This is a genomic window from Paenibacillus sp. G2S3 (assembly GCF_030123105.1).
Classification (GTDB): domain Bacteria; phylum Bacillota; class Bacilli; order Paenibacillales; family Paenibacillaceae; genus Paenibacillus_AQ.
Map to the genome: position 1 here is coordinate 4,660,260 of NZ_CP126095.1, position 26,336 is coordinate 4,686,595.

General features: G+C 43.6%; 27 protein-coding genes, 1 riboswitch and 1 other annotated feature. Of the genes, 9 read left to right on the forward strand and 18 right to left on the reverse strand.

The window, feature by feature from the left end; all coding sequences use genetic code 11:
* Positions 1 to 51: 51 nt before the first annotated feature.
* Together QNH28_RS20500 and QNH28_RS20505 are read right to left on the reverse strand one after the other, a co-directional pair.
* Positions 52 to 666, reverse strand: coding sequence for a genetic competence negative regulator (locus QNH28_RS20500; RefSeq protein ID WP_042190227.1), 615 nt, complete (start codon positions 664 to 666; stop codon positions 52 to 54).
* A 263-nt stretch (positions 667 to 929) separates the two neighbouring features.
* A complete protein-coding gene (locus QNH28_RS20505; protein WP_283908317.1) occupies positions 930 to 1,313 on the reverse strand; it encodes a hypothetical protein in 384 nt (127 codons plus the stop codon).
* Between the two features lie 103 nt (positions 1,314 to 1,416).
* Here QNH28_RS20505 and QNH28_RS20510 point away from each other — a divergent pair, with 103 nt between their 5' ends.
* Positions 1,417 to 2,304, forward strand: coding sequence for a polysaccharide deacetylase family protein (locus QNH28_RS20510; RefSeq protein ID WP_481858330.1), 888 nt, complete (start codon positions 1,417 to 1,419; stop codon positions 2,302 to 2,304).
* Between the two features lie 96 nt (positions 2,305 to 2,400).
* On the opposite strand, the gene QNH28_RS20515 is transcribed toward QNH28_RS20510, so the two are convergent.
* The 3 genes from QNH28_RS20515 to QNH28_RS20525 are packed head-to-tail and all read right to left on the reverse strand — an operon-like array spanning position 2,401 to position 4,198.
* The gene (locus QNH28_RS20515) at positions 2,401 to 3,246 is read right to left on the reverse strand and encodes a metallophosphoesterase (protein WP_283908318.1); all 846 of its coding nucleotides are present in this window, start codon (positions 3,244 to 3,246) and stop codon (positions 2,401 to 2,403) included.
* Positions 3,240 to 3,608 (reverse strand): hypothetical protein, encoded by a 369-nt coding sequence (locus QNH28_RS20520; RefSeq protein ID WP_283908319.1) that lies wholly within the window; start codon positions 3,606 to 3,608, stop codon positions 3,240 to 3,242. Before QNH28_RS20520 ends, QNH28_RS20515 begins: the two co-directional genes overlap by 7 nt.
* Positions 3,605 to 4,198 (reverse strand): CPBP family intramembrane glutamic endopeptidase, encoded by a 594-nt coding sequence (locus QNH28_RS20525; protein WP_283908320.1) that lies wholly within the window; start codon positions 4,196 to 4,198, stop codon positions 3,605 to 3,607. Before QNH28_RS20525 ends, QNH28_RS20520 begins: the two co-directional genes overlap by 4 nt.
* Before the next feature lie 115 nt (positions 4,199 to 4,313).
* On the opposite strand from QNH28_RS20525, the gene QNH28_RS20530 reads away from it, so the two are divergent.
* The gene (locus QNH28_RS20530; RefSeq protein ID WP_283908321.1) at positions 4,314 to 5,225 is read left to right on the forward strand and encodes a hypothetical protein; all 912 of its coding nucleotides are present in this window, start codon (positions 4,314 to 4,316) and stop codon (positions 5,223 to 5,225) included.
* Positions 5,226 to 5,335: 110 nt separating this feature from the next.
* Positions 5,336 to 5,566 (forward strand) — a binding site (T-box leader).
* Between the two features lie 246 nt (positions 5,567 to 5,812).
* On the forward strand, positions 5,813 to 7,405 hold the full coding sequence (gene serA, locus QNH28_RS20535) for a phosphoglycerate dehydrogenase (RefSeq protein ID WP_283908322.1): 1,593 nt from the start codon (positions 5,813 to 5,815) through the stop codon (positions 7,403 to 7,405).
* Between the two features lie 72 nt (positions 7,406 to 7,477).
* Here the strand turns inward: serA and QNH28_RS20540 are convergent, their stop codons facing one another.
* Positions 7,478 to 8,332 carry an SDR family NAD(P)-dependent oxidoreductase gene (locus tag QNH28_RS20540; protein ID WP_283908323.1) on the reverse strand — a complete coding sequence of 285 codons (855 nt, stop codon included), beginning with the start codon at positions 8,330 to 8,332 and terminating at the stop codon, positions 7,478 to 7,480.
* 152 nt (positions 8,333 to 8,484) lie between these two features.
* Here QNH28_RS20540 and QNH28_RS20545 point away from each other — a divergent pair, with 152 nt between their 5' ends.
* The 6 genes from QNH28_RS20545 (at position 8,485) to QNH28_RS20570 (ending at position 14,849) form a co-directional block, all read left to right on the forward strand.
* A complete protein-coding gene (locus QNH28_RS20545; RefSeq protein ID WP_283908324.1) occupies positions 8,485 to 9,441 on the forward strand; it encodes a helix-turn-helix transcriptional regulator in 957 nt (318 codons plus the stop codon).
* A 122-nt stretch (positions 9,442 to 9,563) separates the two neighbouring features.
* Complete coding sequence (locus QNH28_RS20550; protein ID WP_283908325.1) at positions 9,564 to 10,814, forward strand: methyl-accepting chemotaxis protein; 1,251 nt, start codon at positions 9,564 to 9,566, stop codon at positions 10,812 to 10,814.
* A gap of 190 nt (positions 10,815 to 11,004) precedes the next feature.
* A riboswitch (cyclic di-GMP riboswitch) is annotated at positions 11,005 to 11,099 on the forward strand.
* 128 nt (positions 11,100 to 11,227) lie between these two features.
* Entirely contained in the window at positions 11,228 to 12,862 is a 1,635-nt protein-coding gene (locus QNH28_RS20555; protein ID WP_283908326.1) for a thiamine pyrophosphate-binding protein, read from the forward strand.
* A 16-nt stretch (positions 12,863 to 12,878) separates the two neighbouring features.
* Entirely contained in the window at positions 12,879 to 13,247 is a 369-nt protein-coding gene (locus tag QNH28_RS20560) for a carboxymuconolactone decarboxylase family protein (RefSeq protein ID WP_283908327.1), read from the forward strand.
* A 209-nt stretch (positions 13,248 to 13,456) separates the two neighbouring features.
* Entirely contained in the window at positions 13,457 to 13,807 is a 351-nt protein-coding gene (locus QNH28_RS20565) for a hypothetical protein (RefSeq protein WP_283908328.1), read from the forward strand.
* A gap of 49 nt (positions 13,808 to 13,856) precedes the next feature.
* Entirely contained in the window at positions 13,857 to 14,849 is a 993-nt protein-coding gene (locus QNH28_RS20570; protein ID WP_283908329.1) for a 3-oxoacyl-[acyl-carrier-protein] synthase III C-terminal domain-containing protein, read from the forward strand.
* Positions 14,850 to 14,926: 77 nt separating this feature from the next.
* On the opposite strand, the gene QNH28_RS20575 is transcribed toward QNH28_RS20570, so the two are convergent.
* From QNH28_RS20575 to QNH28_RS20630, 12 genes are all read right to left on the reverse strand, one after another.
* A complete protein-coding gene (locus QNH28_RS20575; RefSeq protein WP_349655003.1) occupies positions 14,927 to 15,205 on the reverse strand; it encodes a helix-hairpin-helix domain-containing protein in 279 nt (92 codons plus the stop codon).
* A complete protein-coding gene (gene glpK / locus QNH28_RS20580; RefSeq protein WP_283908330.1) occupies positions 15,189 to 16,682 on the reverse strand; it encodes a glycerol kinase GlpK in 1,494 nt (497 codons plus the stop codon). The genes QNH28_RS20575 and glpK overlap by 17 nt, the downstream gene beginning before the upstream one ends.
* A gap of 118 nt (positions 16,683 to 16,800) precedes the next feature.
* Positions 16,801 to 18,237: an ATP-binding protein gene (locus tag QNH28_RS20585; protein ID WP_283908331.1), complete on the reverse strand. Its 1,437-nt coding sequence runs from the start codon at positions 18,235 to 18,237 to the stop codon at positions 16,801 to 16,803.
* A complete protein-coding gene (locus tag QNH28_RS20590; protein ID WP_036676174.1) occupies positions 18,238 to 18,954 on the reverse strand; it encodes a response regulator transcription factor in 717 nt (238 codons plus the stop codon).
* A gap of 77 nt (positions 18,955 to 19,031) precedes the next feature.
* Complete coding sequence (gene ccsA, locus QNH28_RS20595) at positions 19,032 to 20,294, reverse strand: cytochrome c biogenesis protein CcsA (protein ID WP_283908332.1); 1,263 nt, start codon at positions 20,292 to 20,294, stop codon at positions 19,032 to 19,034.
* Positions 20,291 to 21,976 carry a cytochrome c biogenesis protein ResB gene (resB, locus tag QNH28_RS20600; RefSeq protein WP_283908333.1) on the reverse strand — a complete coding sequence of 562 codons (1,686 nt, stop codon included), beginning with the start codon at positions 21,974 to 21,976 and terminating at the stop codon, positions 20,291 to 20,293. Before resB ends, ccsA begins: the two co-directional genes overlap by 4 nt.
* The gene (locus tag QNH28_RS20605; RefSeq protein ID WP_283908334.1) at positions 21,976 to 22,497 is read right to left on the reverse strand and encodes a redoxin domain-containing protein; all 522 of its coding nucleotides are present in this window, start codon (positions 22,495 to 22,497) and stop codon (positions 21,976 to 21,978) included. The genes resB and QNH28_RS20605 overlap by 1 nt, the downstream gene beginning before the upstream one ends.
* 120 nt (positions 22,498 to 22,617) lie before the next feature.
* Positions 22,618 to 23,376, reverse strand: a complete 759-nt coding sequence (locus QNH28_RS20610) for a pseudouridine synthase (protein WP_234531783.1) — start codon at positions 23,374 to 23,376, stop codon at positions 22,618 to 22,620.
* 20 nt (positions 23,377 to 23,396) lie between these two features.
* Positions 23,397 to 23,741: a peptidoglycan recognition protein family protein gene (locus QNH28_RS20615; RefSeq protein ID WP_283908335.1), complete on the reverse strand. Its 345-nt coding sequence runs from the start codon at positions 23,739 to 23,741 to the stop codon at positions 23,397 to 23,399.
* 66 nt (positions 23,742 to 23,807) lie between these two features.
* Positions 23,808 to 24,296 (reverse strand): spore maturation protein, encoded by a 489-nt coding sequence (locus QNH28_RS20620; protein WP_042190265.1) that lies wholly within the window; start codon positions 24,294 to 24,296, stop codon positions 23,808 to 23,810.
* Positions 24,297 to 24,348: 52 nt separating this feature from the next.
* The gene (locus QNH28_RS20625; RefSeq protein ID WP_283908336.1) at positions 24,349 to 25,014 is read right to left on the reverse strand and encodes a nucleoside recognition domain-containing protein; all 666 of its coding nucleotides are present in this window, start codon (positions 25,012 to 25,014) and stop codon (positions 24,349 to 24,351) included.
* A gap of 36 nt (positions 25,015 to 25,050) precedes the next feature.
* Positions 25,051 to 26,250 carry a D-alanyl-D-alanine carboxypeptidase family protein gene (locus QNH28_RS20630; protein WP_283908337.1) on the reverse strand — a complete coding sequence of 400 codons (1,200 nt, stop codon included), beginning with the start codon at positions 26,248 to 26,250 and terminating at the stop codon, positions 25,051 to 25,053.
* Between the last annotated feature and the right edge of the window lie 86 nt (positions 26,251 to 26,336).

The window sequence follows — 26,336 nt, forward strand, 5'->3', positions numbered from 1 at the left end:
AAGACTAGGGCTAATCAGCTAAAATGAGGCTAATCAGCCCTATCATGCTTTTTAATCCTGACGCTTAAAATGAGTGCACAATAACTGGACTGCATTCTCCGGCATTACTGTCTTCCCGTATTCATCGAGAACAGCTTCTGTAACCGGTGAGGAATCTCCAAACTCAGCTAATACGCCAACAAGACCTGACAAAGCCGTTTCTTCAAATTCCTTTGGATCGAAGTACAGATACCATTTATTGTTATAAGAATACAGTTTCCCCTGGGAAGTAATATTACCGATGAGCACATGGGCCGCTTCAACAAGAACCTCGAAATCGCGGAATGCATATACAATGGAGTCGCTTTGTTCAAGAGTAACTTCCATTTCGTAAATCTCTTCTGGCAATTCTTCTTCCCCGGACGCACCGTACTGATGGTGATCATATTTTCCTCGGGTCACTATAACGACCATGCCTTGCGCGGGCAATGCGAAAACTTCTACGGCAAGCGGACCGGTAGCATCAAAACCTAGTTCACTATATGCTTGATCCATCATCTCCGTAAACAGGTCATGAACCTTGGGAACTTCCTGCCACATGTCTTCCTTCTGGATGCCCCGCTCGCTCAGGTCGTCAAAAGTGAGGAAAATCCGTATCTTATCTTGACTTAATCGCTCTATTCTCATGACAGGATCCTCCTTTTGCAAGCTCATTTATTATAATGTATGATGAGTCCCGAGTAATGAGCCAAAAATGGTTACTATGTATGTATGTTATCATTTTGCAGAGATAAATGCACGTAAATAAATATATAAAATCCTCTTAAAGCGTTGCCACTACTGAAGAGCTTATTCTACTTCATAACCCATTTTCAAGACCTTGAATATAAAAAAGAATCATTTTGTGGAATATTTCATCCTCAAAATGATTCTGAAGGAGTCATTTACGGTTACAATCCCGGTATGGCTGTATGCGTTTCTTTAAGAATCTGCTCCACTTCGCTCTTCACTTCAGGATTATTACGAATGAAATCCTTCAGTAATTTGAGATTGGATTCTTTGGATTTTGCTGGTGATTCCGCCTTATGCTCAGAGGTTCCGCTGTGCGAGCCATTACTTTGAGCATTACTGCTTGCATTGCTGCTTGAAGCAGCAGTGTTTCCAAACCCTGTCGTAGCCATACCAATAATTTTTTCTTTTGCTTTATCTGCGGCTCCACCCATGGAACCACCTGATTGCCCTAGCGAAGACATTAGAGAATTCCGCTTTTTGGACATAATCATACTGGCTGCGGCGCCCATCAGCACCCCGCATAAAAATGACGAAGTATTCATATTTCCAGCCTCCTTGTATGGTAAAATCATGTTTAGTGTTCGCGGAAAGATTCCGGCTCATGCAACCTAATCACAAGAAAGCGAGTTGAAAAAAGTGGGTAAAATGACATCAGTGCTCCTACTGGCTACCTTGCTGCTGACTGCCTGTGGCAACAATGGTGCAAATGGAAATACAACCAAGAATACGAACGCCACAAACAATCCGCCTACGGCGGCAGCTACACAGAGCGTAGAAACTACGGCGCCATCACCCGAAGCAACAACCAGCCCTACCCCTGAAGCGACAGCAGATGGAGCAACCTCAGGTAGCAAAAACAGCGCTCAAGATGAAGCAGCAGCTGAAATTCCATTGCTGTACCATATGAACAAAAATTACGATATCGTCCCTAATGAGGAAGGTACAAATAAAAAAGTCGTTTTACTTACGTTCGATGACGGCCCCAAAAATGCAGATATGATTAATCCATTAATGGATATTCTGGACAAGCATCAGGCAAAGGCCATCTTCTTCGTAAATGGTTATCGTGTTAAGGAGCATCCCGAGCTTCTGGAGTTAATATATAACCGCGGTGGAATCATCGGCAACCACAGCTGGGATCATATTGTATTGAAAGACAAGTCCTATACTGAGGTAAAAAAACAAATCGAAGACGTTCAAAACATTGTCAAAGAAACACTGGGAAAAGCCCCACACTTTTTCCGTCCCCCGCATGGCGCTGGCGGAGATGTCGGAAAGAAAATTGCTGCTGAGAATGGAATGTTATATATGACCTGGTCCAACGGGTCGCTGGACTGGGAGATGAAAGAGAAAGAAACTGGAAAAACGGATAAACTGATCAAAAATGTGACGGACCAGCTGCATTCAGGCAGTAATATTCTGATGCATGAGCTACCTTGGACAGTCGAAGCCTTGGATAAACTGCTCACTACTCTAGAAGGTAAGGGTTATAGCTTCGTAGATCCTCGCAGCATTGAGCTTAAGATGCGTTAATTCCTAATTAGGATAAATAAAAACAGGTAATCCCCTTGATGGAAAGGAGATTACCTGTTTTTTTGTCCACCCGTTCAACTGTACAAAGACAGCTTCCTAATGTTTCTCTTTACGGAGCGTTAGCACGTGCATCTCAGCAGGACTTCCCCAGCGGATCGGCAAGTGAGAGGTTCCAAACCCTCTGCTAATCAGCAGCTTCGCATCCCTTCCTGTCCCATCTCTTCTGGGCCATTGAAACATTCCTGCATCAAATTTATGGTAGAAATTCTCTACATGTCTTTGGCCCAAAAAAGGAAGAATAACTTGGCCTCCATGTGTGTGCCCTGCCAAAATCAGATCAGCCGGCACACTTTGACGTTTGGACAACCACAGCGGATCATGAACAAGAATGATACGGCAAGCGTCATCTTTAGAAGAAGTACGGGTCGTTAATCGCGGTAATGGACGATAAGAAGTATTACCACCTTTTTTTGGGAAATCGACTCCAGTTAACCACAGTGAAACTCCCTCTCGTTCAATCCTCACATTCTCATCCATTAACAGCATTGCACCACTGCCGCGAATAATCTGATCAACCAAAGAAATATTAGCTCTATAATCATGGTTTCCATGCACTACATAGGTAGGAGCAATAGAGGTAACTAAACTCATATTATCGGCCAGTCGATTCAGAGGGCTGTTTTTTTCTGTTAGATCACCGCCTAATAAAACAGCATCTACTTTTCCCTTTAATGGAGTCAATAGCGCTGATGGAAGACGGCGGCGATGGATGTCGGTTATAAATAAGATACGAAATCCATCAAACTCATCTGGGAGCGACTTCAAAATTATTTCCTCGGTAATAATTCTGTTTCTAAAGGCGTTACACACCATTATCACTGCAATAATTAACACGATCAAAAGCACAGCCACGATCAATTCCCATATCCAAAGGATCACCATAAAGTTCTCAAAGGCGGCGCCCCTTCGATTCCCCACCAGAGGAGCGCAACCAGCAATATTACAAAAATGAAAATCAGAGAGTTAACGAACATTTTACTAAGTCGAACACGTTCTGAAGAATACGTATTCGAACGTGATGGAACAGATTCTTCTTGCTCTTTGTTCCCACTGGTAGATCCCTTTGCAGAAGCTGCCGGACGGCGCGCTTTCCTTGATAAAGTCGCCGTTGTTGTCCGAGAATGATTACTCTTTCTAGGAGCCCCCTCCGATTGCGGATTCGCTTTTTTACTTTTGCCAGAAGTTTTGCCTTCGCCACCACGCTTTTTCTGACGAGACTTCAACCGGCTCAATTCCTCACTCATGATTCCCTCCTGTAGCGGATCACCAGACCAGAGATTAGGTCGATGAAGAAATGACATAGTATAGGTGCCCAAAGGCTTCCTGATTGAATGTAAATATATCCAAGACCATAGCTGCTTAAGAATACCCATCCGGTAGGTACAAAGTGGCGCAAATAACGAACATGAATAAGTGCGAACAGAATACTCGTCCAGTAAGGACCAATGGAATATTGAATCGCTCCTCTGAACAGAAGCTCTTCACATATCGATACTATTGCTGCAATTACAACGATATGCCATACGGGGCGATTTCGAAATAAAAGGTCGTTTATTCCCCCGTCATCCATACTTTCTTCAGGTACAATATGAGTCAGTAAATAATCAACTACCAGCATTACAGCGGCTAGTCCAAGACCCCATGCCACAAAATGTACGCTTTCTGGAAAAATTAATAGCTGAAAAGGATTTCTTTTCTGAAATAATATCCATATCAAACCGATAATTAATGTAAGCCCCTGAGTAATGTAGAGATTGAGGAGCAGAAGACGGTCTGTTAACTGGCCTGGCTCTACTTTTTTTATCTTAATCTCGCCAAATTTGAATTTTTTCATCGTGACCTGCCTGTTCTTTAATTTTTTCGGGCAGCTCCGAAAGAGAAACCGTCCATATTGTTGCTATCAATACATAATACATAGGATAATTCCCCCAGAAAAAGGAGCACTTATTATGAGCCAACGTAACTCCCGTACTCAAATGTTATACACCCTGTTTTTTTTGTTTTTCCTTATTTGCGCCTTTGCTGCATTTTTTACAGGTGTCAAGGTTGGCGCAGACAAAACAGAGGCAAAATATGAGAAACAAAAAAGCAGTAATGGATATGGATTAGAAGAATTCACGGGCTCTTATCAACAGAAGGATCTTGTTACTTTCTATCATAACGTATTTTTGCCTTATCGGGAATTCAAGCAGAATTGGAACACACAAGTGGACAAGCTAGCACGCAGTACAGATGCCCGTGTGAACGCAGCAGCTATGAAGAATCTTAACCTTCTAGCAGATAAACAATATGAAAGAGTTAACCAGGACTCTATCTTTTCCAACTCTCCCTTATTGCATCAATCACAGCTAAACATACTCAAAAGCTTAACTTTATTCTCCAAAGCTTCCGGTGAAATAAGTGCAAGTGCATCTGGTGCAGAGACGGCAAAATTGCTGAAAAATGATCCTTATACTGCTGGTGCGGTTAAATTCGGATTGCTCGCACAAAAGAACTTTTATGATTCTATGCTAAAGTGGGGCTCTAAGACAAACCAGAAAATCCCTTCTGATGCTGGTGAGCTAAAGACCATGTCCTTTATACAGTGGAAAAAAATGCCCTTTCTTCAAAAGAACGCATCCATTGCTGATATGATGTTGAATCGCGGAATTTTTGCAGCCTACGATCCTCAGGACATTACCGCAAAAATAGACGATTTGATACATTCTGGTACTGCCAATTCATTGAATCTTACGGATGTTCAGTCCTCTGTAACCCTGCTTATTTCCACTGGTGCTATACAGGTAGAGGATTTTATGAAGTGGCGAGAACAGTACTATAGCAAGGAGACGATTCCTCAGCTCCCGTTTTTTTATGAATAGAACCAGTCATTGAATCATAACGAAAAATGAAGTTCACTTCAAGAAAGCCTACTTTCAAAGCCTATTGACACATCTACATTACCGTGTTACATTATGAAAAAATTAATCAATCAAAAACGATGATGGAACAAAGATTCTGGAAGTCTTCAGAGAGCCGGTGGTTGGTGCAAACCGGTGACGAACAGATGTCTTTAGCGCTCCTGAGATATTGTATCGAACCTTAAAGTAGGTGCAATCGGATCAACTCCGTTACCAGTGTGGCCTTTGCAGGCCAATGAGGCTGCTTCTTCCAAGTTGCAGTGAATTAGGGTGGTACCACGAAGATAACTCTCGTCCCTTACTACGGCAGTAGTATGGGGGTCGGGAGTTTTTTTAATTCCTAAATACCTAATCTATACTATCCTTTTGCCCAAAGTTACCGGTTCCGCGGCACTCCTGCACGCATCTTCTTTCATGCGACACCGCGTTGATCTACTATTATCACATGTTTTTTCTCTACTAGTTCGTGAATCTTCAGGTATTGTGGATTGCCCAAAAAGGCGTCCTCGACATATAAAGCTTTTCAACTTTAAGGGGGATAAGAAACCATGTTTAAAGTATTAGTATCGGATCCAATCAGTGATTTGGGCATTCAGCAATTGATGGACGCAGAAGATGTAGTTGTAGACAAAAAAACAGGCCTCAGCGAAGACGAACTCATTGCAATTATCGGTGAATACGATGGCCTACTTGTCCGCAGTCAAACTACCGTAACAGACAAAATCATAGAAGCAGGAAAAAATCTAAAAGTAATTGGCCGTGCTGGTGTTGGTGTGGATAATATCAAACTGGATGCTGCAACAAAGCGTGGTATTGTTGTAATTAATGCTCCAGATGGAAATACAATTACGACTTGTGAGCATGCTTTCGCAATGATGATGGCTCTTGCCCGTCACATTCCACAAGCTTATGCAAAAACAATTGGTGGAACCTGGGATAGAAAAACCTTCGTAGGCGTAGAGCTTCGTGGTAAAACTTTAGGTGTACTTGGAATGGGCAGAATCGGTAGCGAAGTGGCTAAACGCGCTAAAGCTTTCGGTATGGAAATTCTTGCTTTTGATCCTTTCCTAACAGCTGAACGTGCTGAAAAGATGGAAGTTAAATTGGCTTCCGTAGACGATGTTGTTCGCGGAGCTGACTTCATTACTGTGCACACTCCACTTACTCCGGAAACACGCCATATGATTTCTCGCCCACAATTCGAAGTGATGAAAAAGGGAATGCGTATCATCAACTGTGCTCGTGGTGGTGTAATTGATGAAATGGCGTTAGTAGAAGCTATCGATAGCGGTATTGTTGCTGGCGCTGCGTTCGACGTATTCGAGAAAGAGCCGCCACAAGCAGATCACCCCTTCTTGTCGCATCCAAAAATCATCGTGACTCCTCACTTGGGCGCTTCTACCATTGAAGCTCAGGAGAATGTAGCGATCGATGTATCGGAACAAGTACTGCATATTCTACGTAATGAACCGTTCATTAACGCGGTCAACATTCCTCCAGTAGCACCAAGTGTAATGAATAAGCTTCAACCTTACTTCACGCTTGGGGAGAAACTGGGCAGCTTTGTTACCCAAATTGCAGCTGCCGCTATCCGTGAGATTCATGTTGAATACGCTGGGGATCTTTCGGATGTAGATACCCAACCGTTAACCCGCTATATTGTAAAAGGTGTGCTCTCCCGCCACTTTGCAGAGGACGTTAATATCGTAAACTCCATGCATTTGGCGAAAACACGCGACGTAAACGTAGTAATAACTAAAGCTTCTAAAACTAAAGGCTTTACCAATCTGATTACTGTCACTCTAAAAGCTGATCATGACCAAGAGTATCTTGTTGCCGGCACCCTGCTGCAAGGCTATGGAGAACGGATTGTTCAAGTGAATAAGTTCCCAGTTGATATTGCTCCTGAAGGCCATCAAATCTTTGTATCCCATAACGATAAAGTAGGGATTATAGGACTCGTGGGTACATTGCTTGGGGAGAACGATGTTAATATCGCCTCCATGCAAGTGGGACGTAAAATTGTTGGGGGCGCTGCAATCATGTTGCTGACCGTTGACAAAGCTGTTCCAAAACATGTCCTTGTGAAGCTTGCTGGTTTACCAGAAATTAACACTGCCGAAGAAATCATCCTTCTTTAATCTAAAACATAGAAAGGCCATTCCAGCATGTACGGGAGTGGCCTTTCTTTTATTTAATGAATCTTTTTCTTCCTATATTATGAATGCAGGGATTATCCTTCCATCGATATCAGTAAAACCATACTTTTCAGCAAGCGTTCCAACCTGCTGCGGCTCACCGGACATGGACATAACCTTCGGATCAGCAGCCAGTGCAGTCACAGCTCGACCAATATATGTCGTCGATTCACTCATTTTCAGCTCCTCGACTTCTTGCCAATGTTCCTCATCTGTATTCATGGCTTCTAGAACCGCTTCTGTTCTCATCCATCCAGGTGAAAGTGGGATAACCGCAATACCATCATCCTTTAACTCCTGTGACAGACCAAAGGCCATACGTAATAGTGTATTTTTTGAAAGATCATAGTAAAAGTTGCCTAAATATTTATAATGATCCCAGAAGGTTGTATGGATAATTAGACCATCATTTTTTGCCTTGCGCATGAGGGGAATTGCGTAATAATTCGTGATCAACTGTGCTCTCACACCGGCATTAAACATATTGTCCCAATGAGCTGTAGGCAACTCCCAAAAAGGCTTCTGCTCGACAGCTAGATCGTTACCTCCCCATACGTTATTCACTAAGATATCGAGTCGCCCCTGCTCTTCAGCGATCTGACGAATCACTGCTTCTGTTTCCTGATCCTTCGTATGGTCACATCGTATTACCGCACCAGAACCTCCACGCTCTTTTATTTCTCTAAGTACGCTATCTATACTCCCCTTAATATGTTCTGTGGTGGAGACATCTGTGGTTCTCCCTGTAATATAGACAAAAGCACCTCTTCTTGCTAATTCTAAAGCGATCCCCTTGCCAGCACCTCTGCTGCTCCCGGTAACCAGTGCGACTTTCCCTTTCAATGTCATATCCTTCAACCCTTTCCACATGAATTCAGATTTCAGTATTCTGTGATCATTCCTTACGTTTTATAAGTATATCGTTTATATATGACATCAACTGACATATATAATATAATCATGATTTAGAAATGATTAGTGGGGATCGTACAATAATTAATACGAGGAGAAATAATAGCCTAATGAGAGCCGACCGTTTGTTATCTATATTGCTTCTGTTGCAAAACCGTGGAAAAATGACTTCTCGCGAACTGGCCGAAACACTCGAAGTGTCAGAACGAACTGTGTTTAGAGATATGGAAGCATTAAGTGCTTCAGGGATACCCATTTTAGCTGAACGCGGGCGTGAAGGTGGCTGGATGCTTACAGAAGGGTACCGTACCTCCCTAACGGGCATGAAGCCACAAGAGATTGGTTCGCTGCTTCTGTCCGCTGACTCCTCAATAATGAAGGATCTGGGAATACAGGATGACTTCTCTTCAGCTGTTCTCAAACTGGAGGCGGCTTCCTCACATCGAACTAGCAACCCAGCAAATTACCTTAGCGAGCGCATTCATATTGACGGTGCCAGTTGGCATCCTTCCGATGAGACATATCCATTCCTTTCTGTCCTGCAGGGAGCTCTTTGGGATGACCGCAAAGTAAAAATCACTTATCTTAGGAACGACGAGACTAAGGTCCGTATGATTGAACCTCTTGGATTAGTTGCAAAACGAGGAGTATGGTATGTTGTGGCCAAAAGCGAGAATGAGCTACGGACCTTTCGTGTGTCCAGATTAGTTAACGTTGAGGAAACCCATGAATGGTTCAACAGGCCTAACAATTTTGATTTAAAGCGTTACTGGGAAGAGTCCACCACGGCCTTTAAAGCAGCGCTGCCAAAGTACCCGGCAAAACTAAGGGTTAGAGCTTCTGTGTTAAAAGAATTGCAGCGGGAAAGATTTGTCACTCTCCATTTGCTAGAACCATCTAGAGATGCAGAGTGGGTGAACGTAGATGCTGAATTTAATACGATCGAATCGGCCTGCCGAATCACCCTATCCTTTAGTCCCTCAGTTATTGTTCTTGCACCACAAGAACTTTTAGAGATGGTAAGGTCTGCTATCGCAACAATTCACGCTATATATGAGGATTTTTGACAATAATTCTAAAGAACTACTATTTAATGATGATTTATGTCAGTTCTTACTATAGACCAATCACCTTTAAATCCCATATAATAACACCAATACATAATATTAATAAGGAGGACATTATACCAATGAACTGGATGCATAAACTTCCGTTAAAACAAAGAATTGTTGCCGGATGTTACCTCGTTGCCGCATTATTTGCTATTCCTGTTTTAGTTACTTTTATGATCTTAGGCAACATTATTTTGGGTATTGTTCTAGTAGTTGTTCTAGCTGCCTTAACTTTTCCCGTTGCCCGCTTTATCGAGAGAACGCTTACATCTTCTTTTGATGACATCGCGAATGTGTCTCATAGTATTTCAAAAGGGGATTTTACTAGTAGGGCCGATGAGAACGGGTCTATGGGGGATGTAAGTCGTTCCTTTAATACTATGATTGACAAGCTCAAGAAGATTCTGACAGAAGCTTCGCAAATTACTCGCCAAGTCATGGATGCAAGCCGCGGAATCGAAGATAAGAATCAGAATTTGAAAATTGTCATGGCACAGGTAGCCTCTTCATCCAACGAGCTAGCTCTGGGTGCAAATGAAATATCTACAGATATCGCTGAAATGACAGAATCTATTAAAGATATTGAGAATAAGGTATCCAATTATACGAACTCAACGAAAGAAATGAACAGACGTTCAATACATACATTAGAACTAGTTGAACAAGGACGACAATCCGTTGATACTCAAGCTGAAGGCATGCGTAAAAATATTCAGGCTACTCAAAAAGTAGCGGATACTATCGAAGCCCTTTCTCATAACGCTCGAGGAATTACGATGATCACCAAAACCATCACAGAGATCGCAGAGCAGACCAACCTCTTATCGCTGAATGCTTCCATCGAAGCAGCACGTGCCGGAGAACATGGTCGAGGATTTGCTGTAGTCGCACAGGAGGTTCGTAAGCTTGCTGAGGAATCAACGGCTTCAACGAAGGAAGTCTTCGGTTTAGTTCGGAGCATTGAAACTGATATTAAACAAGCGATTGACAATATCGCTATCAACGAAGAAGTCGTACAGGTACAGAATGAGATGATCACTCAATCTGCTCATATCTTTGCTCAAATTGTGCAAAGTGTGCAATATATTACTGAACAGATTTCTTCCTTCTCTTCTGAAAGTGATCTGATGTTAGAAAGTGCCTTGAAAATTTCAAGTGCAATAGAGAATATCTCTGCGATCACGCAGCAAACCGCTGCCGGCACCGAAGAAGTATCGGCCGCTATGAATGAACAAATTAATGCCCTGCAGTCCGTCGCAGAAGAAACTGAGAAAATGACTCAGGCTGTATTCAATCTACAGAAAACGATCCACATTTTCAAATTTTAAGTAAATAACAAATCGTATAAACAAATCCAAAAACTGCCCCTAAGTTTTTTCTTAGGAGCAGTTTTTTTATATTTATTATTTCATAGGTTGGACAAGAATTTCGTCAAAATTCGAGTTAATTTGCAAGAATATATTGACAAAGTATCTCTAGGAATATATTGTAAAGGAAAATTCTTCTTATAAATTTTAAAATTAATATTGGCAAAATCTTCGAAAGAGGATGACGCAAAACCATGGATCTACAGCCTCATTTTAATCTGAGGCCATGACAGCCAGGTTGCTGAAAACCAAGACGACTGGACTATTGTTCAGTCTCTATGGCGATTTATGCTTCCAACCTGTGCCCTATTTCAGAGCACAGGTTTTCTAATGTTTAATTTCAAAATAACAATCAACTTGTGAGGTGTATTTTTTTGAAGACAGTCGCAGATTACATGTCGGAAGCACTACGGAACCTAGGTGTTACCCATTCCTTTGGTATTATTGGCAAATCCATTTGTCCTATCGTTCTTAAAATGGTAGATTACGGTATTGAATTTATTCCTGGGAGACATGAGTCCAGTTCCGGCTTCGAAGCAGCTGGGTATGCGCTGAAAACTGGAAAACTAGGTGTAGCATTTGGTACTTCAGGTCCTGGTGGAACAAACCTATTAACTGCAGCAGCACATGCTAAGGCTAACAACCTACCTGTCCTATTTATTACTGGCCATCAATCTATCAAAGAGCTTGGTATTCCCCAATGTCAGGACTCTACCTCTTTTCTAGCTGATTTAGCTGATATGTTTAGACCTGCCACCTTATATAGCAAGCTTATTGAACGTGGAGATCACTTTAGCACAATCTTTAATCATGCCATATCCATTGCTTTGAGCGGTAATCGTGGTCCAGTTCACCTTTGTATTCCCTTTGATGTGCAAACGGAATTGCTAGAGGAATGTAATATTGTAATCCCTGAACGCGAATCACTTGTTAGCCACGCTAATATCGACCGTGTACTTGATGCTATAAATAACTCAAAGAATCCAATCATTATCGCTGGTAAAGGCGTTAACCGTTCAGGAGCACATAGTGAGCTAATTCAATTAGCGGAAACATTTAATATTCCTGTAGTTACATCTCCAGGTGGTAAAGGGGCTATAACTTGGGATCATCCACTCTATCACGGTCCAATTGGAGTAGGCGGTTGTTCCCATGGGGATGACTTGCTGAATCAAAGTGATCTATTTATCGTTCTCGGCTCACGTTTAAGTGATATGACTATTTGTAATCTTAAAAGGGAAAATCATCCTGCAACATTAATTCAGTTTGATAGCGATCCGACTTTTGTCGGAAAAATATTGTTCTCTAAAACGATTCCTGTGACTGGAGATCTACGCGACAATCTAGTTTGCTATCTTAATAACATTGACACGAACAACATCACAAAACGCGAAGCACCAACAAATCCCGGTTATACCGAAGAGCTTCCGATTTTACCAAACCTTTCACTTGCATCGGTCTTGAGTACGATGAGTGATTTGATTCCCTATAACAGCACAGTCTTTGTTGATGATGGTAGCCACGGTTTCCATGCTGCCAAATGGTACAAGGTTAAGAAACCTGGCAGTTTTGTTTTCGATGCTTACTTTGCTTGTATGGGTAATTCCATCGGGATGGCGATTGGTGCAAAGGTTGCTGCTCCAGAAGAAACGATCTTCTGTATTACAGGAGACGGCTGCTTTATGATGCTAGGGGCAGAGATTAACGCTGCTGTCTGCAAGAATATTCCTGTCATATTCATTGTTGTTAATAATAAACAGCTAGATATGGCTCTAAAAGGTATGGAAAAAACTACAGGACGTATTGACGGAACGATCTACGAAGTCCCTATGGACGCTGCGAAATTCGCAGAATCACTAGGTGCTACGGGTTACAAATGTGAGACAGCGGAGGAGTTCGAAACAGCCATCAAGGACGCTGTTGCAATCAACCGTGTTGCCGTCATTGAACTGTTAACAGACCGTGATGAGGTCCCTCCGACTGCTCACCGTACTTTAAACCTAAATTAGGAGGTCACTATTCACTATGAAAGAAAATGTAAACAGTGGTCTTAACCACTTCACGAATCTCTCAGGAGATTACGGCGCTAAAGCACTGGCTCCGATTAAAGAACATTTCCCTGACTTGGCTGAATTTATTATGGGGAATGCCTACGGCGATATTTTTCAACGCAACACAATCGAAGCTGACTGGAAGGAAATCGCAGTTATCTCTGCTCTGATTGCGATGGGTCAGTTTGATCAATTGGGTGTTCATTATGTTATGGCTCTTCGTGTGGGAGTTACTGTAGAACAACTCAAAGGTATTCTATTACACTTAGTACCCGCTATAGGGGCACCTAGAATCATCACGGCTTTTAATATTCTTCTTGAAACGATAGAAGAAATAAAGTAATTAATAATCCGACATAAAGTTACACATTTCGACTTTTTTTATTGGGAATTAAATATACTATGCCTATAATAGAGTTAAAATATTCCAATATTAATACTGTCTATTATGGTTACATGTCGTAAAAAAACAGTTTATATGGATATTCACCCGGCTGTTAATTACAGTCAAACTATTATTAGCAAAATCATAATAATGGGAGAGATGTTAACGTGGGACAATTTATTTTGAAGACAGACACCGCTAAAAAAGTGATCAATATCGAGCTGGAAGGAACATTTTCTGAAGAAGATGGGATGAAATCTATCCAAGCTTATCAACAAACTATTAATCCTATCCATCCAGCAGACTATGAATTGCAAATCGACTGCAGAAAGCTAAATGTAACTGCACCTGATGTTGTACCTCTTTTGGAAGGTTGCTTCGTAATGTTTAAGAATGATGGATTTGTAAAAGTAAATCTAACCCTTGAGAATAACCCAATTCTTAAAATGCAGCTTGCTCGTCTGGGTCGTAAAGCAGGACTAGATAACATCGAGATCATTTCTACCGTTACCGTTTAGTTCTTCATTTAATTTCAAAAAAACTATAGAGTCTTTCAGGAGGATTCATATGACCGGGATTCGTATTCAAGACATTGATATCTATCATCCTAGTAATAAAGTTGGTAACGACTTTTTCATTAAGCATTTTGACGAAAAGGGTATTGATATCAGAGGTCTACTGACCACTTTAGGTCGTGATACGCGCTATAGCATTAAGAATGAGGAAGAAAATTCCCTAACGATGGCTTTCGAGGCTGCCAGTAATGTGTTGGATAAAAATGGTCTCACTGGCGCTGATATCGATCTTATTGCCTATGCAAGTCAAACTCCTGAATATATCTTTCCTACTAACTCTTTAATGATTCACCGTTTAATCAACGGCGCATCCCATACGATTTGCATTGATAGCAATGCTAACTGTGCGGGTATGACTGCTTCCGTTGAACAGGTGAGCCGCCAAATGCAAGCCAACCCTAGAATTAAACGTGCTTTGGTCATCGGGTCCGATTATGTAGCACCTCATGCAGACAAGAATGATCCTGTCTATTATGCTAACTTCGGTGATGCAGCTGCGGCAATCCTTCTTGAGCGCGATGATAATGCGGTAGGCTTCATTGACTCTATCTATCAAACAGACACATGTGTTTACGGCAACTCCAAGTTCCCGGCTGAAGGTTTGGCTAATCTGGGTAGAAAAGGCGTCGCGGCTGGAGAATTCAATGTGAAGTTCATTCCATTTGATGATTCCATTTGCGTAGATGCTGCTTCTGAATCGATTCGCACCCTTCTATCGGATAACAACATAGCGCCTGAATCTATTAAAGCAGCTTGTTTCTCACAGCTTTCACTGCCTAATATCGTTGATGTTTGTGATAAAGTGGGGATTGATCGCGATGTAGCGGTGTACATAGGGGATGAATTCGGATACACCTCAACTAGTAGCCCGTTCATTGCTCTACACAAAGCTATTACAACAGGAAAGATCGAACGTGGAGATAAAGTTCTGTTCTGGACAGTGGGCGCTGGATGGCAAAACGTAGCATTTGTTATTGAATATTAAGACCTTACAACATAAAAAGCGGCAGGCCAAGGATTATCCTTAGCTTGCCGCTTTTTATATTGATCTGTCATTGGTTTTTAGGACTCGCTGGCAAAGGACAAACCCTTCTCCATGAGCGCACGCCGTAATTGATCAAGTGCCTTTGGTCCCATCCCATGTAGCTGCAGAAGCTCTGACTCAGTGAGCTTACTGATCTGATCGATCTGTGTGTATCCAGCACCATGGAGTGCTCGAAGGGCAGGCTTGGCCAATCCAGTGGGAAAATCTGATTCCGTTTCGCCAAGCATTTCTACAGTATCAGTTTCTCTACTTCTGTTGTTGGACATATGCATCTCCTGATCACTGATATCTTTCATGTTTCTCCCAGCCCATGGTACGCGCTACAGCGTCTTTCCAGGCGTTGTAGCGACGTTCACGCTCATCCATATCCATTACAGGTGAGAAGACCCTCTCCGCTTTGTTAAAGCTTTCTAGCTGTTCTCTTGTCCAGACCCCAGAGGTTAATCCAGCCAGAAGTGCTGCTCCCAGCGCAGTCGTCTCCGCATATGTTGTTCGAGTAACTTCACTACCGAGGATATCAGACTGGAACTGCATGAGCAAATCATTACGAACAGCTCCACCATCTACACGAAGGCCGGTCAATGGCATGCCTGCGTCTTTTTCCATAGCTCCTATTACATCTCTAGACTGAAATGCTAATGACTCTAACGTTGCTCGGACCAGATGTCCCGAGGTCGTGCCTCTAGTCAAACCAAATACGGCTCCACGTGAATACATATCCCAATAAGGCGCACCCAGTCCGGTAAAAGCTGGTACGACGACAACCCCTTCACTGTCCTCAACTTCACGCGCTTTGTCTTCTGAGTCTGCTGGCTCCGTTATGAGTCCTAGACCTTCCTGAAGCCATTGCACAGCCGCTCCGGCCACAAACACACTGCCCTCGAGCGCATAATAGAGTTCATCTCCCATTCCCCAAGCCACAGTGGTCAACAACCCATGACTGGAGACTACAGCTTCTGTACCTGTATTCATTAGAATAAAGCATCCAGTTCCATATGTGTTTTTGGCACTGCCGGGTTCAAGGCAAGTATGTCCAAACAAAGCAGCCTGTTGATCTCCTAATACAGAGTGAATAGGTATTTCTGCCCCGAACCACTGAGCGTCTGCTGCTCCAAATTCATTTCCGGACATCCTTACTTCTGGCAGGATGGAGCGTGGTACACGAAGCTCTTCCATTAGCTCTTCGTCCCAGCAGCGCTTATGTAGATTATATAGCATCGTACGCGATGCATTGGTTACATCAGTAGCATGCACAGCCCCGCCAGTAAGCTTCCAGATCAGCCAGCTGTCTACGGTTCCAGCTAATAGCTCGCCATGATTCGCCCGCTCACGTGCGCCGTCCACATGATCAAGAATCCAGGAGAATTTGGTTGCGGAAAAATAAGCATCCACAACAAGTCCCGTCTTGCTAGCAATGAGTCCCTCTAACCCCTTACTCTTAATCTCTTCACACCGCTCGGCAGTACGTCTATCCTGCCACACAATCGCAGGATAAATCGGCTTACCTGTTGCTTTATCCCAGATTAGGGCCGTTTCCCTCTGATTCGTAATTCCAATCGAATATATTTCCTGAGGCAATATCCCCCCTAGAGAAATCGCGTCTCTTGCAGCTGCAAGCTGTGACGCCCAGATTTGCTCTGGGTCATGCTCCACCCAGCCAGGGTGTGGGAATGATTGTTTAACCTCATATTGCCCTTGTGAGACGATTCTAGCGTCCTTATCGAACACTATGGCTCGTGAACTAGTAGTCCCTTGGTCTAAAGATAAAATCATTTGATGGCCTCCCAAGCATAAACAATGAGATATGTTCCACGATGAACAAGATTAATGTGTTCGTTTCAACAAAAAGCACCTCTGCTGTCAGAGGCGCTATCACACATTGTGTTTGGAATTACTGTTTTTCGACAGGAAGTCTTAGGGTAAAGGTTGTACTTTCGCCCAACTTACTGGAAGCTGAAATGGTTCCGTGATGCGACTCAACAATATTTTTAACAATCGCCAGCCCAAGTCCTGTTCCACCTGATTCTCCCCGTACACGTGCCTTATCGGCTTTGTAGAAACGATCAAATATATATGGCAAATCTTCCTGTGGAATGCCGACGCCTTCATCCTGAATCTTAATTTCAAGATAGCGACGCCCCTCAAGGACACAAGTTCCTGTATGAACTGTGATCTTCTTGCCACCTTGTGTATGACGAAAAGCATTATCGAGCAAATTGGTTAAGACCTGCTCTAGCTTATCTTCATCAGCCGCTTTAAGAACAAGAACATCGCTCTCTTTGTTTAGCTGCAGATGAATATCACGTTCTTTAGCACGTACGGAAAATTTACGGTACACCCGTTCCAACAGTTCGTTCACATCTACCTCTGCCTTCAACATATCCGTATGTCCGGCTTCCATTCGCGCAAGGTCGAGCAAATCCTTTACAAGACGTCCCATACGGAGTGATTCGTCATGAATGACCTGAATCAGTTCACTGCTTTCTTCAGGTGAAGAAGCCATGCCATCTAGTAAAGCCTCACTATATCCTTGCATCATCGATAATGGTGTCCGAATTTCATGAGAGACGTTTGCCACGAAGTCACGGCGCATTTTTTCGAGTCGTACTTCTTCAGTCACATCACGCAAAACAGCAACCACTCCACGAATGCTACCCTCAGAATATAGAGGTGCCATATGGACGGACCACACACCCTGCCGGACATGTACATTAGAACGCTCATCGCCGCCTTGCTTCAACGTGCTCAAAAATAAAGGACGCAGGGGAGGTGGAACATTACTCTCCGCCGTTTCCGAATGAGGCTCAATGTCACTCTCTTGTTCCCACTCTAAGTCGCTCCAGCTCTCAAGCAGCGATTGACCATGTGGATTGGTCAGAATAATCTGGCCTTCAATGTCAAAGGTGATTACAGCATCGCTCATACTGCGCAATACACTGGATAGATGACCCTTCTCATGGTGCAGACTGCGAATATTCTCTTCCAACTCCTCAGCCATATGGTTGAAGGAAGTCGCCAATTGGCCGATTTCGTCGCTTGTGACAAGCGTCAGCCTTGTTCCGTATTCACCACGTCGAATGTTGTTTGCAGCCTCGATGACACGTTGCATCGGTTGAGTGATCTTGGTAAACAAGAACAACGCGAAGAATGTCGTCAAAGAAAATCCGATCATGCACGTATACATAAATAAACGTTTGATATCGCCGGAATTGGCAAAGTTACTGTCGATATAGGGAAGTAAAAACAACCCGAGTGTAATAAGCACGACAGCGACCAGGCAGATGATCGTGACCCACAGCTTGCCGACAAGACTTCTCCAGAAGTTCACTTATTTAGGTACCTCAAGTTTGTAGCCTACACCCCATACGGTTGTAATCATCGCAGCGGATTCCGGTGATACCTTATTCAGTTTTTCACGAAGACGCTTCACATGGGTATCGACTGTACGCAAATCTCCGAAAAACTCATAATTCCAAACATCTTTAAGCAGTTCTTCACGTGAGAACACTTTATCCGGCGAGATCGCCAAATAATGCAGCAGTTCGTATTCTTTCGGTGTCAGACTCACTTCTTCGCCGCCAGCAGTAACGCGGTGCGCGTCATGCTCAATAATAAGATGAGTAAATACGATGTTATTACTGGAGTTGCTCTCTTTGGACAAAAATGCTGTTGCCGAAGAACGGCGCATAATGGCCTTCACGCGATAAATCACTTCGCGAGGGCTAAATGGCTTCACGACATAATCATCAGCGCCCATCTCAAAGCCCTGTACACGATTAATCTCTTCGCCTTTAGCTGTAAGCATTAAGACTGGTGTTGACTTAACCCCTCTGAGTCGGGTCAGCACTTCCATTCCATCAATGCCAGGCAGCATAACATCCAGCAAAATTAGACCGTAGTCATTAGCCGTTGCTTTACGAAGAGCGATTTCGCCATCTTCAGCTTCGTCGATTTCATAGCCTTCTTTTTCAAGATACATCTTAAGCAGGCGGCGAATGCGTTCCTCATCATCCACTACCAGAATTCTGTTTAAATGATCTGCCATTTCACAACAACCCCTTCATCAAATACAGTAGAACGTAACCTTAAATCCATTGTGCTGTGTTAGCAGGTTAACTATGCTCAGTCCGTCCCCGCATAAGAATGAAGTCCGGCGATGACTAGATTAACGCCAACTAAGGTAAACATTACGACCAAAAAGCCTAGAACGGCAAGCCAGGCAGATTTTCGCCCTTGCCATCCACGAGCCAATCGTAAATGAAGATAAGCGCTATAGAAGAGCCAAGTAACGAGTGCCCAGACTTCTTTGGGGTCCCATCCCCAGAATCTTCCCCAGGCTATTTGCGCCCATATCATTGCAAAGATCAAAGCGCCTAATGTGAAAATAGGAAAGCCAATGGCTATCGCCCTATACGTAATTTCATCTAGATCGCCTTCATCAATTCCGTCCATAACAGGGTGAATCGCTGCGCCCAGAGGCTTGCGAACGATCAAGCGAAGAATTCCGTAAAGGAGTAATCCGGAAAGAATCGACCAGATTACAGTATTAAACTTCCGACCAGCATTCACACCATTCATCCATGAAGGAGCTTCAAAGAGAGGTTTTTTCATGCCAAGAAACGACTGGAAGCTTTCAATTTCGCTATTGTGAGGAGCCACAATTGGCGGCATTCGATAACTCACTTTCTCTATTGTACTATTTTCCTGCCCTGCGCTGTCAATCGTAACGTTGGGACGAACAAAAACAGTCTCATAACCTGCACCACGGAAAGCAAAAACTGAACCCAGAAACCCAATTATAACAATGATTGAAAAGAGAGTAAATTCAATCAGTCTCTGTTGCTTACGATCCGCCTTCTCTTTACTGGCAAAATTCACAGTCCGCAGCAGATACATTAGCCCTGCCGCAAATCCAACTGCAAAAAAGGATTCACCTAGTGCTGCCAGTGTTACGTGAATCTTGAGATAGTTCGATTGCAGGGATGGAATTAACGGCTGAACCTCCTGCGGAAAGACAGCAGCGTATGCCATCACAATAATGCTAATCGGAACTGCAAACAGACCGAGAATAACTTTGCGATAGATCGCGTACATCACTGTAAAGGCTACCATAACCATCATGGATAAGAAAGTCATGAACTCATACATATTGCTGACTGGAATATGTCCTGCACCAAACCAACGTGTAAAGAAATAAATAAGATGAAAGATAAGACCTATAGACGAAACAATAAAAGCTATTTTACCCCATCGAGCAGTATGTTCCTCTGGCTTGCGGCCCGACCACTTGCGACCCATGATAGCGATAGTGAATAACATAAACGACCCGCTGTATAATAAGAATGCGGCAATAAAGACAGCACTGCTGATATCGAGCAAGCTCATGTAAGGCCTCCTCCATTATCTATTGATTTTTCATCGACTACCATATCTACTTTTTCTAAAATAGAAACGATCTCACGACGGAAACCGAACCAATTCTTGTTCGTATGTCCTCCGAGTATTAGCTCTCCGTTTACAACGGTAAGCCAGATGCGTCTATGCTGCCAGTAAAATCCAAGGACTAAACCTAGCATCACGATTGCTGCACCTAACCATACAAAAGGCATTGCACGATCAATACGTATATTCAAGTATGTAGTCGATTCCGAAAAATCAACATCGCTCATGTTGTCTACTTCAAGCTCAAGAAATCTATTGCTGCCACCAAGCTTATCGTTAATAGCCACCTGCTGAAACTGAGACTTGTCTACCTGCTTAGGAAAATAGAAGTACTGCTGCCCTTCCGCTGGCAAATTCGGTCCCTTAATCAAGAATAAGAATGCTGGTGCATTCGGATAAGGCGACTTAGATATTGGCTGTCCATCCTCATTTAGTCCAAAATCCATATACTTCTCTTTTAAAGTCATCGTATAGGGTCCCGCTGTAATCGTACGCTGCGGATTCTTCATATCCAGCTTGAATTTACCATACGTCTCCCCTGTGCTGGAATTCTTAAGTACAGGCTGTACGGAACGTAGTACAGGTGTTAAATCATAATCAAACTGATACGCTTTCAATCCTTTATAATCCAAAGGTGAGTTAACTTGGATATCATGCGTTGTCACCTCGGTAAGCTGCGGTTCCTTAGTAGGATCTGCACAATCCGCGGTACATTTGTACAGCACTGCTTTAGTTTGGAATAATTTTGGAAGGATTTTTTTGCCTCGAAACTCCTCAGGCATCTCTTCATCTGTATAAAACTCTACGGTGAATTTCTCGTTTTTTAAATAGTAGGTCGTATCCGGGATCTGTGTAATCTCTCCTTGTGGGAAAGCAAGATGCTGATCCATGTTGAGACCCGGTAATCCTCTTGCCAGTACAGCAAGTAAAAAAATAATCAAACCAATATGTATTACGTAAGGTCCCCAGCGGCTGAAGCGGTGTTTCTCTGCTAGCAGAGCTCCTCCATCCGTCTTGACTCGGTAGCCCTTTTTACGCATAGGCTGAACCACCCGAGTAACCCAAGCTTCTGGTTCTTCTTGCACTTCAGTAACTAGCACGGCCTTTTGCCGAGTTAAGAACTGACGATGTTTCCGAATCTTCTGCCTAGTTAATGCCTTATATAGCGGAAGTACTCTGTCCAAACTACAAATGACTAATGAAGCGCCAATCATTACGAGTAGAGTCACAAACCACCAGGATTCGTATGTATGTGAAAGTCCAAGCTTATAGTAAATGTCCCCAGCTGTTCCGTACTCCTGCTTATAATAACTCGATGCATCAATATTAAGGAAAGTACTCTCCTGAGGGAAAATGGTTCCCAGCATAGAGCCTAGCAGTGTCAAAACGATTAAATAAATCGCTATTTTGACGGATGAAAAAAAGTTCCAAACTCGATCAATAATGCCTGGATTAACACGCTGCGAACGACGGGCTACACCATCATAACGCATCTCCAGATTCTCGCCCCAGTCCGATTCTTTGCCAAGCGGCTTTCCGCATGCTTCACATAGAACAGTGCCCACAGGGTTCTGGTGTCCACATTCACATTTGGTATTGGTTATAAAAGCCTCGCGTTCACTCATCAATTCACCAGCTTCCCAATTTGATCATCTAGTGAATCTAAATCAAGCTGGCCAATATGAATGCTGTCAATTTTACCCTTTGCATTAATAAAAAAAGTAGTTGGGAGTGGAGAAATACCATAACTTCGCACAGCTTCTCGTCCCGTGTCCATCAAAATCGGAAAATCAATGTCGACTTGCTTCACAAAATTCTCGACAGTCATCTGATCTTCACCTACGTTAATTCCGATAACGACAACATCTTTGTCCTTCCATTTCTCCCATTGTGCTTGGAGAGCCGGCATTTCTTTTACACAAGGCGTGCACCATGAGCCCCAAAAATTCAGCACAATAGCCTTACCCTTATACTCGTCTAACGTATGCCCAAGTCCATCAAGACCCAGCAAATCAATGGCAGGCGCTTTACTACCTTCCTCTGGTTTTCCGCTTCCACCAAATACAGAGGAACCAATTGCATAACCACCTACTAGAACGATTAGAAACAGAATTACGATTTGAATTGGTTTTCTCGCTTTACCCACATGTAAAGCCCCCTTCTGTGACGCAACTCATACTTATGTTGTAAGGTGTGAACATCCTATGAACATTATAGCGAATTTCGTCACAGCATTAGGGGGTTTAATTGTGAATATTGTGTGTCTTTATGACTCTTTACGTGGAGTTCTTTCTTTGAGCAATCCTGCTTTGGCAATTTGCTGCAGATGGTTAATTTCATCTTTGGTCAAATGACGGTAGGATCCACGTTTAAGATTTTGCAGCATAATATCCCCGAATGAGATCCGCTTCAGACGGAGAACGGGGTGTGAAATTGCATCAAACATGCGTCGTACCTGACGGTTACGTCCCTCGTGAATGGTAATGCTGATTACCGCTTCTTTATTCACTTCATCAATATCTTTGTACTCGACTTCGGCAGGTGCTGTCATACCATCTTCCAGCTTGATCCCGGCCTTCAGCTTGTCCAGTGCAGTACCATGCGGGATACCCTTGACCGTAGCATGATACGTCTTAGGTACATGATGCTTAGGATGGGTAAGCAAGTTAGCGAAATCCCCATCATTCGTTAACAGCAGCAATCCTTCCGTATCGTAATCCAGACGGCCTACAGGGTAAACCCGTTCTGTAATTCCTTTAAGGTAGTCTGTTACAACCTTGCGACCCTTTGGATCGGAAGCACTTGTAATTACTCCTTTAGGCTTGTTGAACATAATGTAGATTTTGTTCTCGCCCCGGATCAGTCTACCGGAGACTTTAATAATATCTGTTGCGGGGTCCACCTTCGTGCCAAGCGTAGTTACGAGTTCCCCGTTGACTTCCACTTTACCGGCCAAAATCATTTCTTCACACTTACGTCTGGACGCCACACCGGCCTGCGCCAAAATTTTCTGTAATCTTTCCATTTTCGACTAGTCACCTCAGATTAATGATAACCATCAGAGGGATAAATCACAAGTTCATTCCATGGAAAAAATGCTCCTGGGCAGTAATTATTGTGGGGTTCGATGATTAAAGGGGAGATTTGGTAGCGCTCTACCAGTTCTAAAATGAGTTTACCCGTTGCAAATAGCTGTCCTTTCCTTCCAGATAATGGAGGAATGCCGTCTTCCTTGCTGAAATCGCCTTCCAAGCAAATGTGAATATACTCCGGATCGGTCAGCAACGGCGCCGCATAAATGTCTCCGTTGACATCAACCCAGAAATCAAAGCCTTTGCCATTAATGGAAGTACAGCGAGACTGATGCACAATAAAACCTTTATAGTTCATAGCGGATTGCCTCCCTCCACATTGCTGCAATAGCATATGTCAAGGAAGAATAGGGGGTGACGCCTCCTACCCAAAAAGCAGGAGGCAGACCGCGATCGCGGCTACAAAGCCAACAACATCGGAGAATAGACCTACCTTTAGTGCATAACGCCCGTTACGTACACCTACGGCTCCAAAATATACCGTTAATACATAAAGTGTTGTGTCCGTGCTGCCCTGTATAGTAGAGGCAATCATACCGATAAGAGAATCTGGGCCATGCACGCGAATCAGATCCGTCGTATAAGCTAGCGAGCCTGTCCCTGTGAGGGGCCGCAGAAGACCTAGTGGCAGTACTTCTGGAGGTACGCCAAGTCCTCGCAGGGCAGGCGATATGAATCCCATTAGGAAGTCAAGTGCGCCCGATGCACGAAAGACGCTGATTGCAACAAGCATTCCCACAAGATGAGGAATAATCGCGATTGCCGTACCAAATCCATCCTTCGCCCCTTCAACAAATGACTCATACACCGGGACTTTGCGCGTAAAAGCATAGAGCGGGATGAACGTAATCATGACCGGAATCGCCCATGCCGATAGGAGACTGATTAACTGGTACAAGTCATGCTCACCCTTTCAATGAAGAATTAGGCAGCGACGTCTTTGCCAACGAGGCAGAACCAGACTTTGCTGCCGGCGGCTTTGGAGGTTTGCGCAGCAATGTCATCCTTCGGAAAAATCGGTCAGCCATAATCGCCGCAAGGGTCGCTACAGCAGTAGCGGCGAGGGTTGTGCCTACTATTCCCGCAGGGTCTGCCGAATTGTAATTCAATCGGATGGCAATTAGTGTCGCAGGTATCAGCGTAATGCTTGCTGTGTTAAGTGCTAGCAAGGTACACATGGCTGGCGTGGCTGTTTCTTTATCCGGGTTGAGCTTCTGCAGCTCCTGCATCGCTTTGATACCCATAGGTGTAGCCGCATTGCCGAGTCCAAGCAAATTAGCACTCATGTTGGAGAGGATATAACCGATCGCAGGATGACCCTTCGGTACATCTGGAAAGAGAAAAGATACGATTGGACCAAGTATCTTGGCTATTTTTTTAAGCAAACCAGCATCCTCTGCGATCCGCATGATTCCAAGCCAGAATACAAGCACACTTATTAAACCAAAACTTACTGTAACCCCACTCTTGGCTCCGTCGAATACGGCGGCTGTAAATTCATCCATTCTGCCGTTAACGGCGGCGAACAGAAAACCGATGATGATCATTCCTAGCCAGATCCCGTTAATCATGGATACGCCTCCCTCTTCATTATTCAGCCTATCTGTTTACTTTGAACTTTCCCCCAATTTAAACAATGCCTTCAATGCACTTCCTATGGCCTGAAACCAATTATCAGCAGGATAAGAGTGTGCTTGCGTTGTACTATATTTTTTAGTATAAGCGGACTCCTCAGGGGGTATGGACTCTCGTGTATACACTGGAACCCGGCCTATCTCCTTGCCACCTAGATCTAGAACGAGCACCCCTTGCAGTCCAAAGTTTGATCTTACAGCTTTGGCTGGCGCCGCAGGAATTTGATTTAAGACAAGTTTGGTGGTTACTCTATCCTGCTCGCCTTGTCCGAGAGGATAGGCAAATTTTTTGGCTGTCACGAAGTCATAACCGCTCACAGGGTCCCCACGTTCGATCAATGTTTTTAGCGGATAATGATTAAACCCAAAGTTCAGCAGTGACGCATGATCATTCCAGTCATCGCCATCATTGATGGTCACTGCAACAAGCTGCTGACCGTTTCTGGTCGCCGAGCTGACAAGGCAGCGTAGTGCTTTTTTGGTATACCCTGTCTTCACACCGTCCGCGCCCTCGTATAGGTACAGCATTTTATTCTTGTTTCTCCACTTGTAATCCCATTTCTCATTTGGATTGTCCGCAGTTTTCTCCTGCGTCTTCACAATTTGCTTAAATACAGGATTATGAAGCGCATAAGCCGTCAGTACAGCTAAGTCGTTAGCACTCGAATAATGGCCTTCAGCATCTAGACCATGCGGATTAGCAAAATGAGTATTCTTAAGTCCCAGCTCTTCAGCCTTATTGTTCATAAGGTATACAAATCCTTCTTCAGATCCGCCGATATGTTCCGCGATCGCTGTTGCTGCATCATTCCCTGAGCGCAGCATTAGGCCATACAGCATATTTTCCAGCGTCATCTCTTCACCTTGTTGTAAATAAATAGAGGAGCCTTCTTTGGCGAAGGCATTTTTACCAACTTTGACTTTGGACGCTAAATCGCCATTCTCAATAGCGACGAGGGCGGTCATTATTTTAGTCAGGCTGGCAATAAGCATAGGCTCATCACCTCGACTGCTATACAAAATACGCCCGGATTCCACATCAATCAGCGCCGCTGCCCTTGCATGCGTAGATATGGAGCTGTTCTCCGCATGGATCAAACTCAGCGGTGTCAGAAACAGCAGCAAAATGCTCAGTAATAAGGCGATTGGAAATTTACGGGTTATTGTCTTCATATTTATCCTCCGGATTCTTATCGGTTCTTAAGTAAAGTCACTCATTTCATACTTATGTTGTACAAGTGTATGCGGACCAGCCTTAG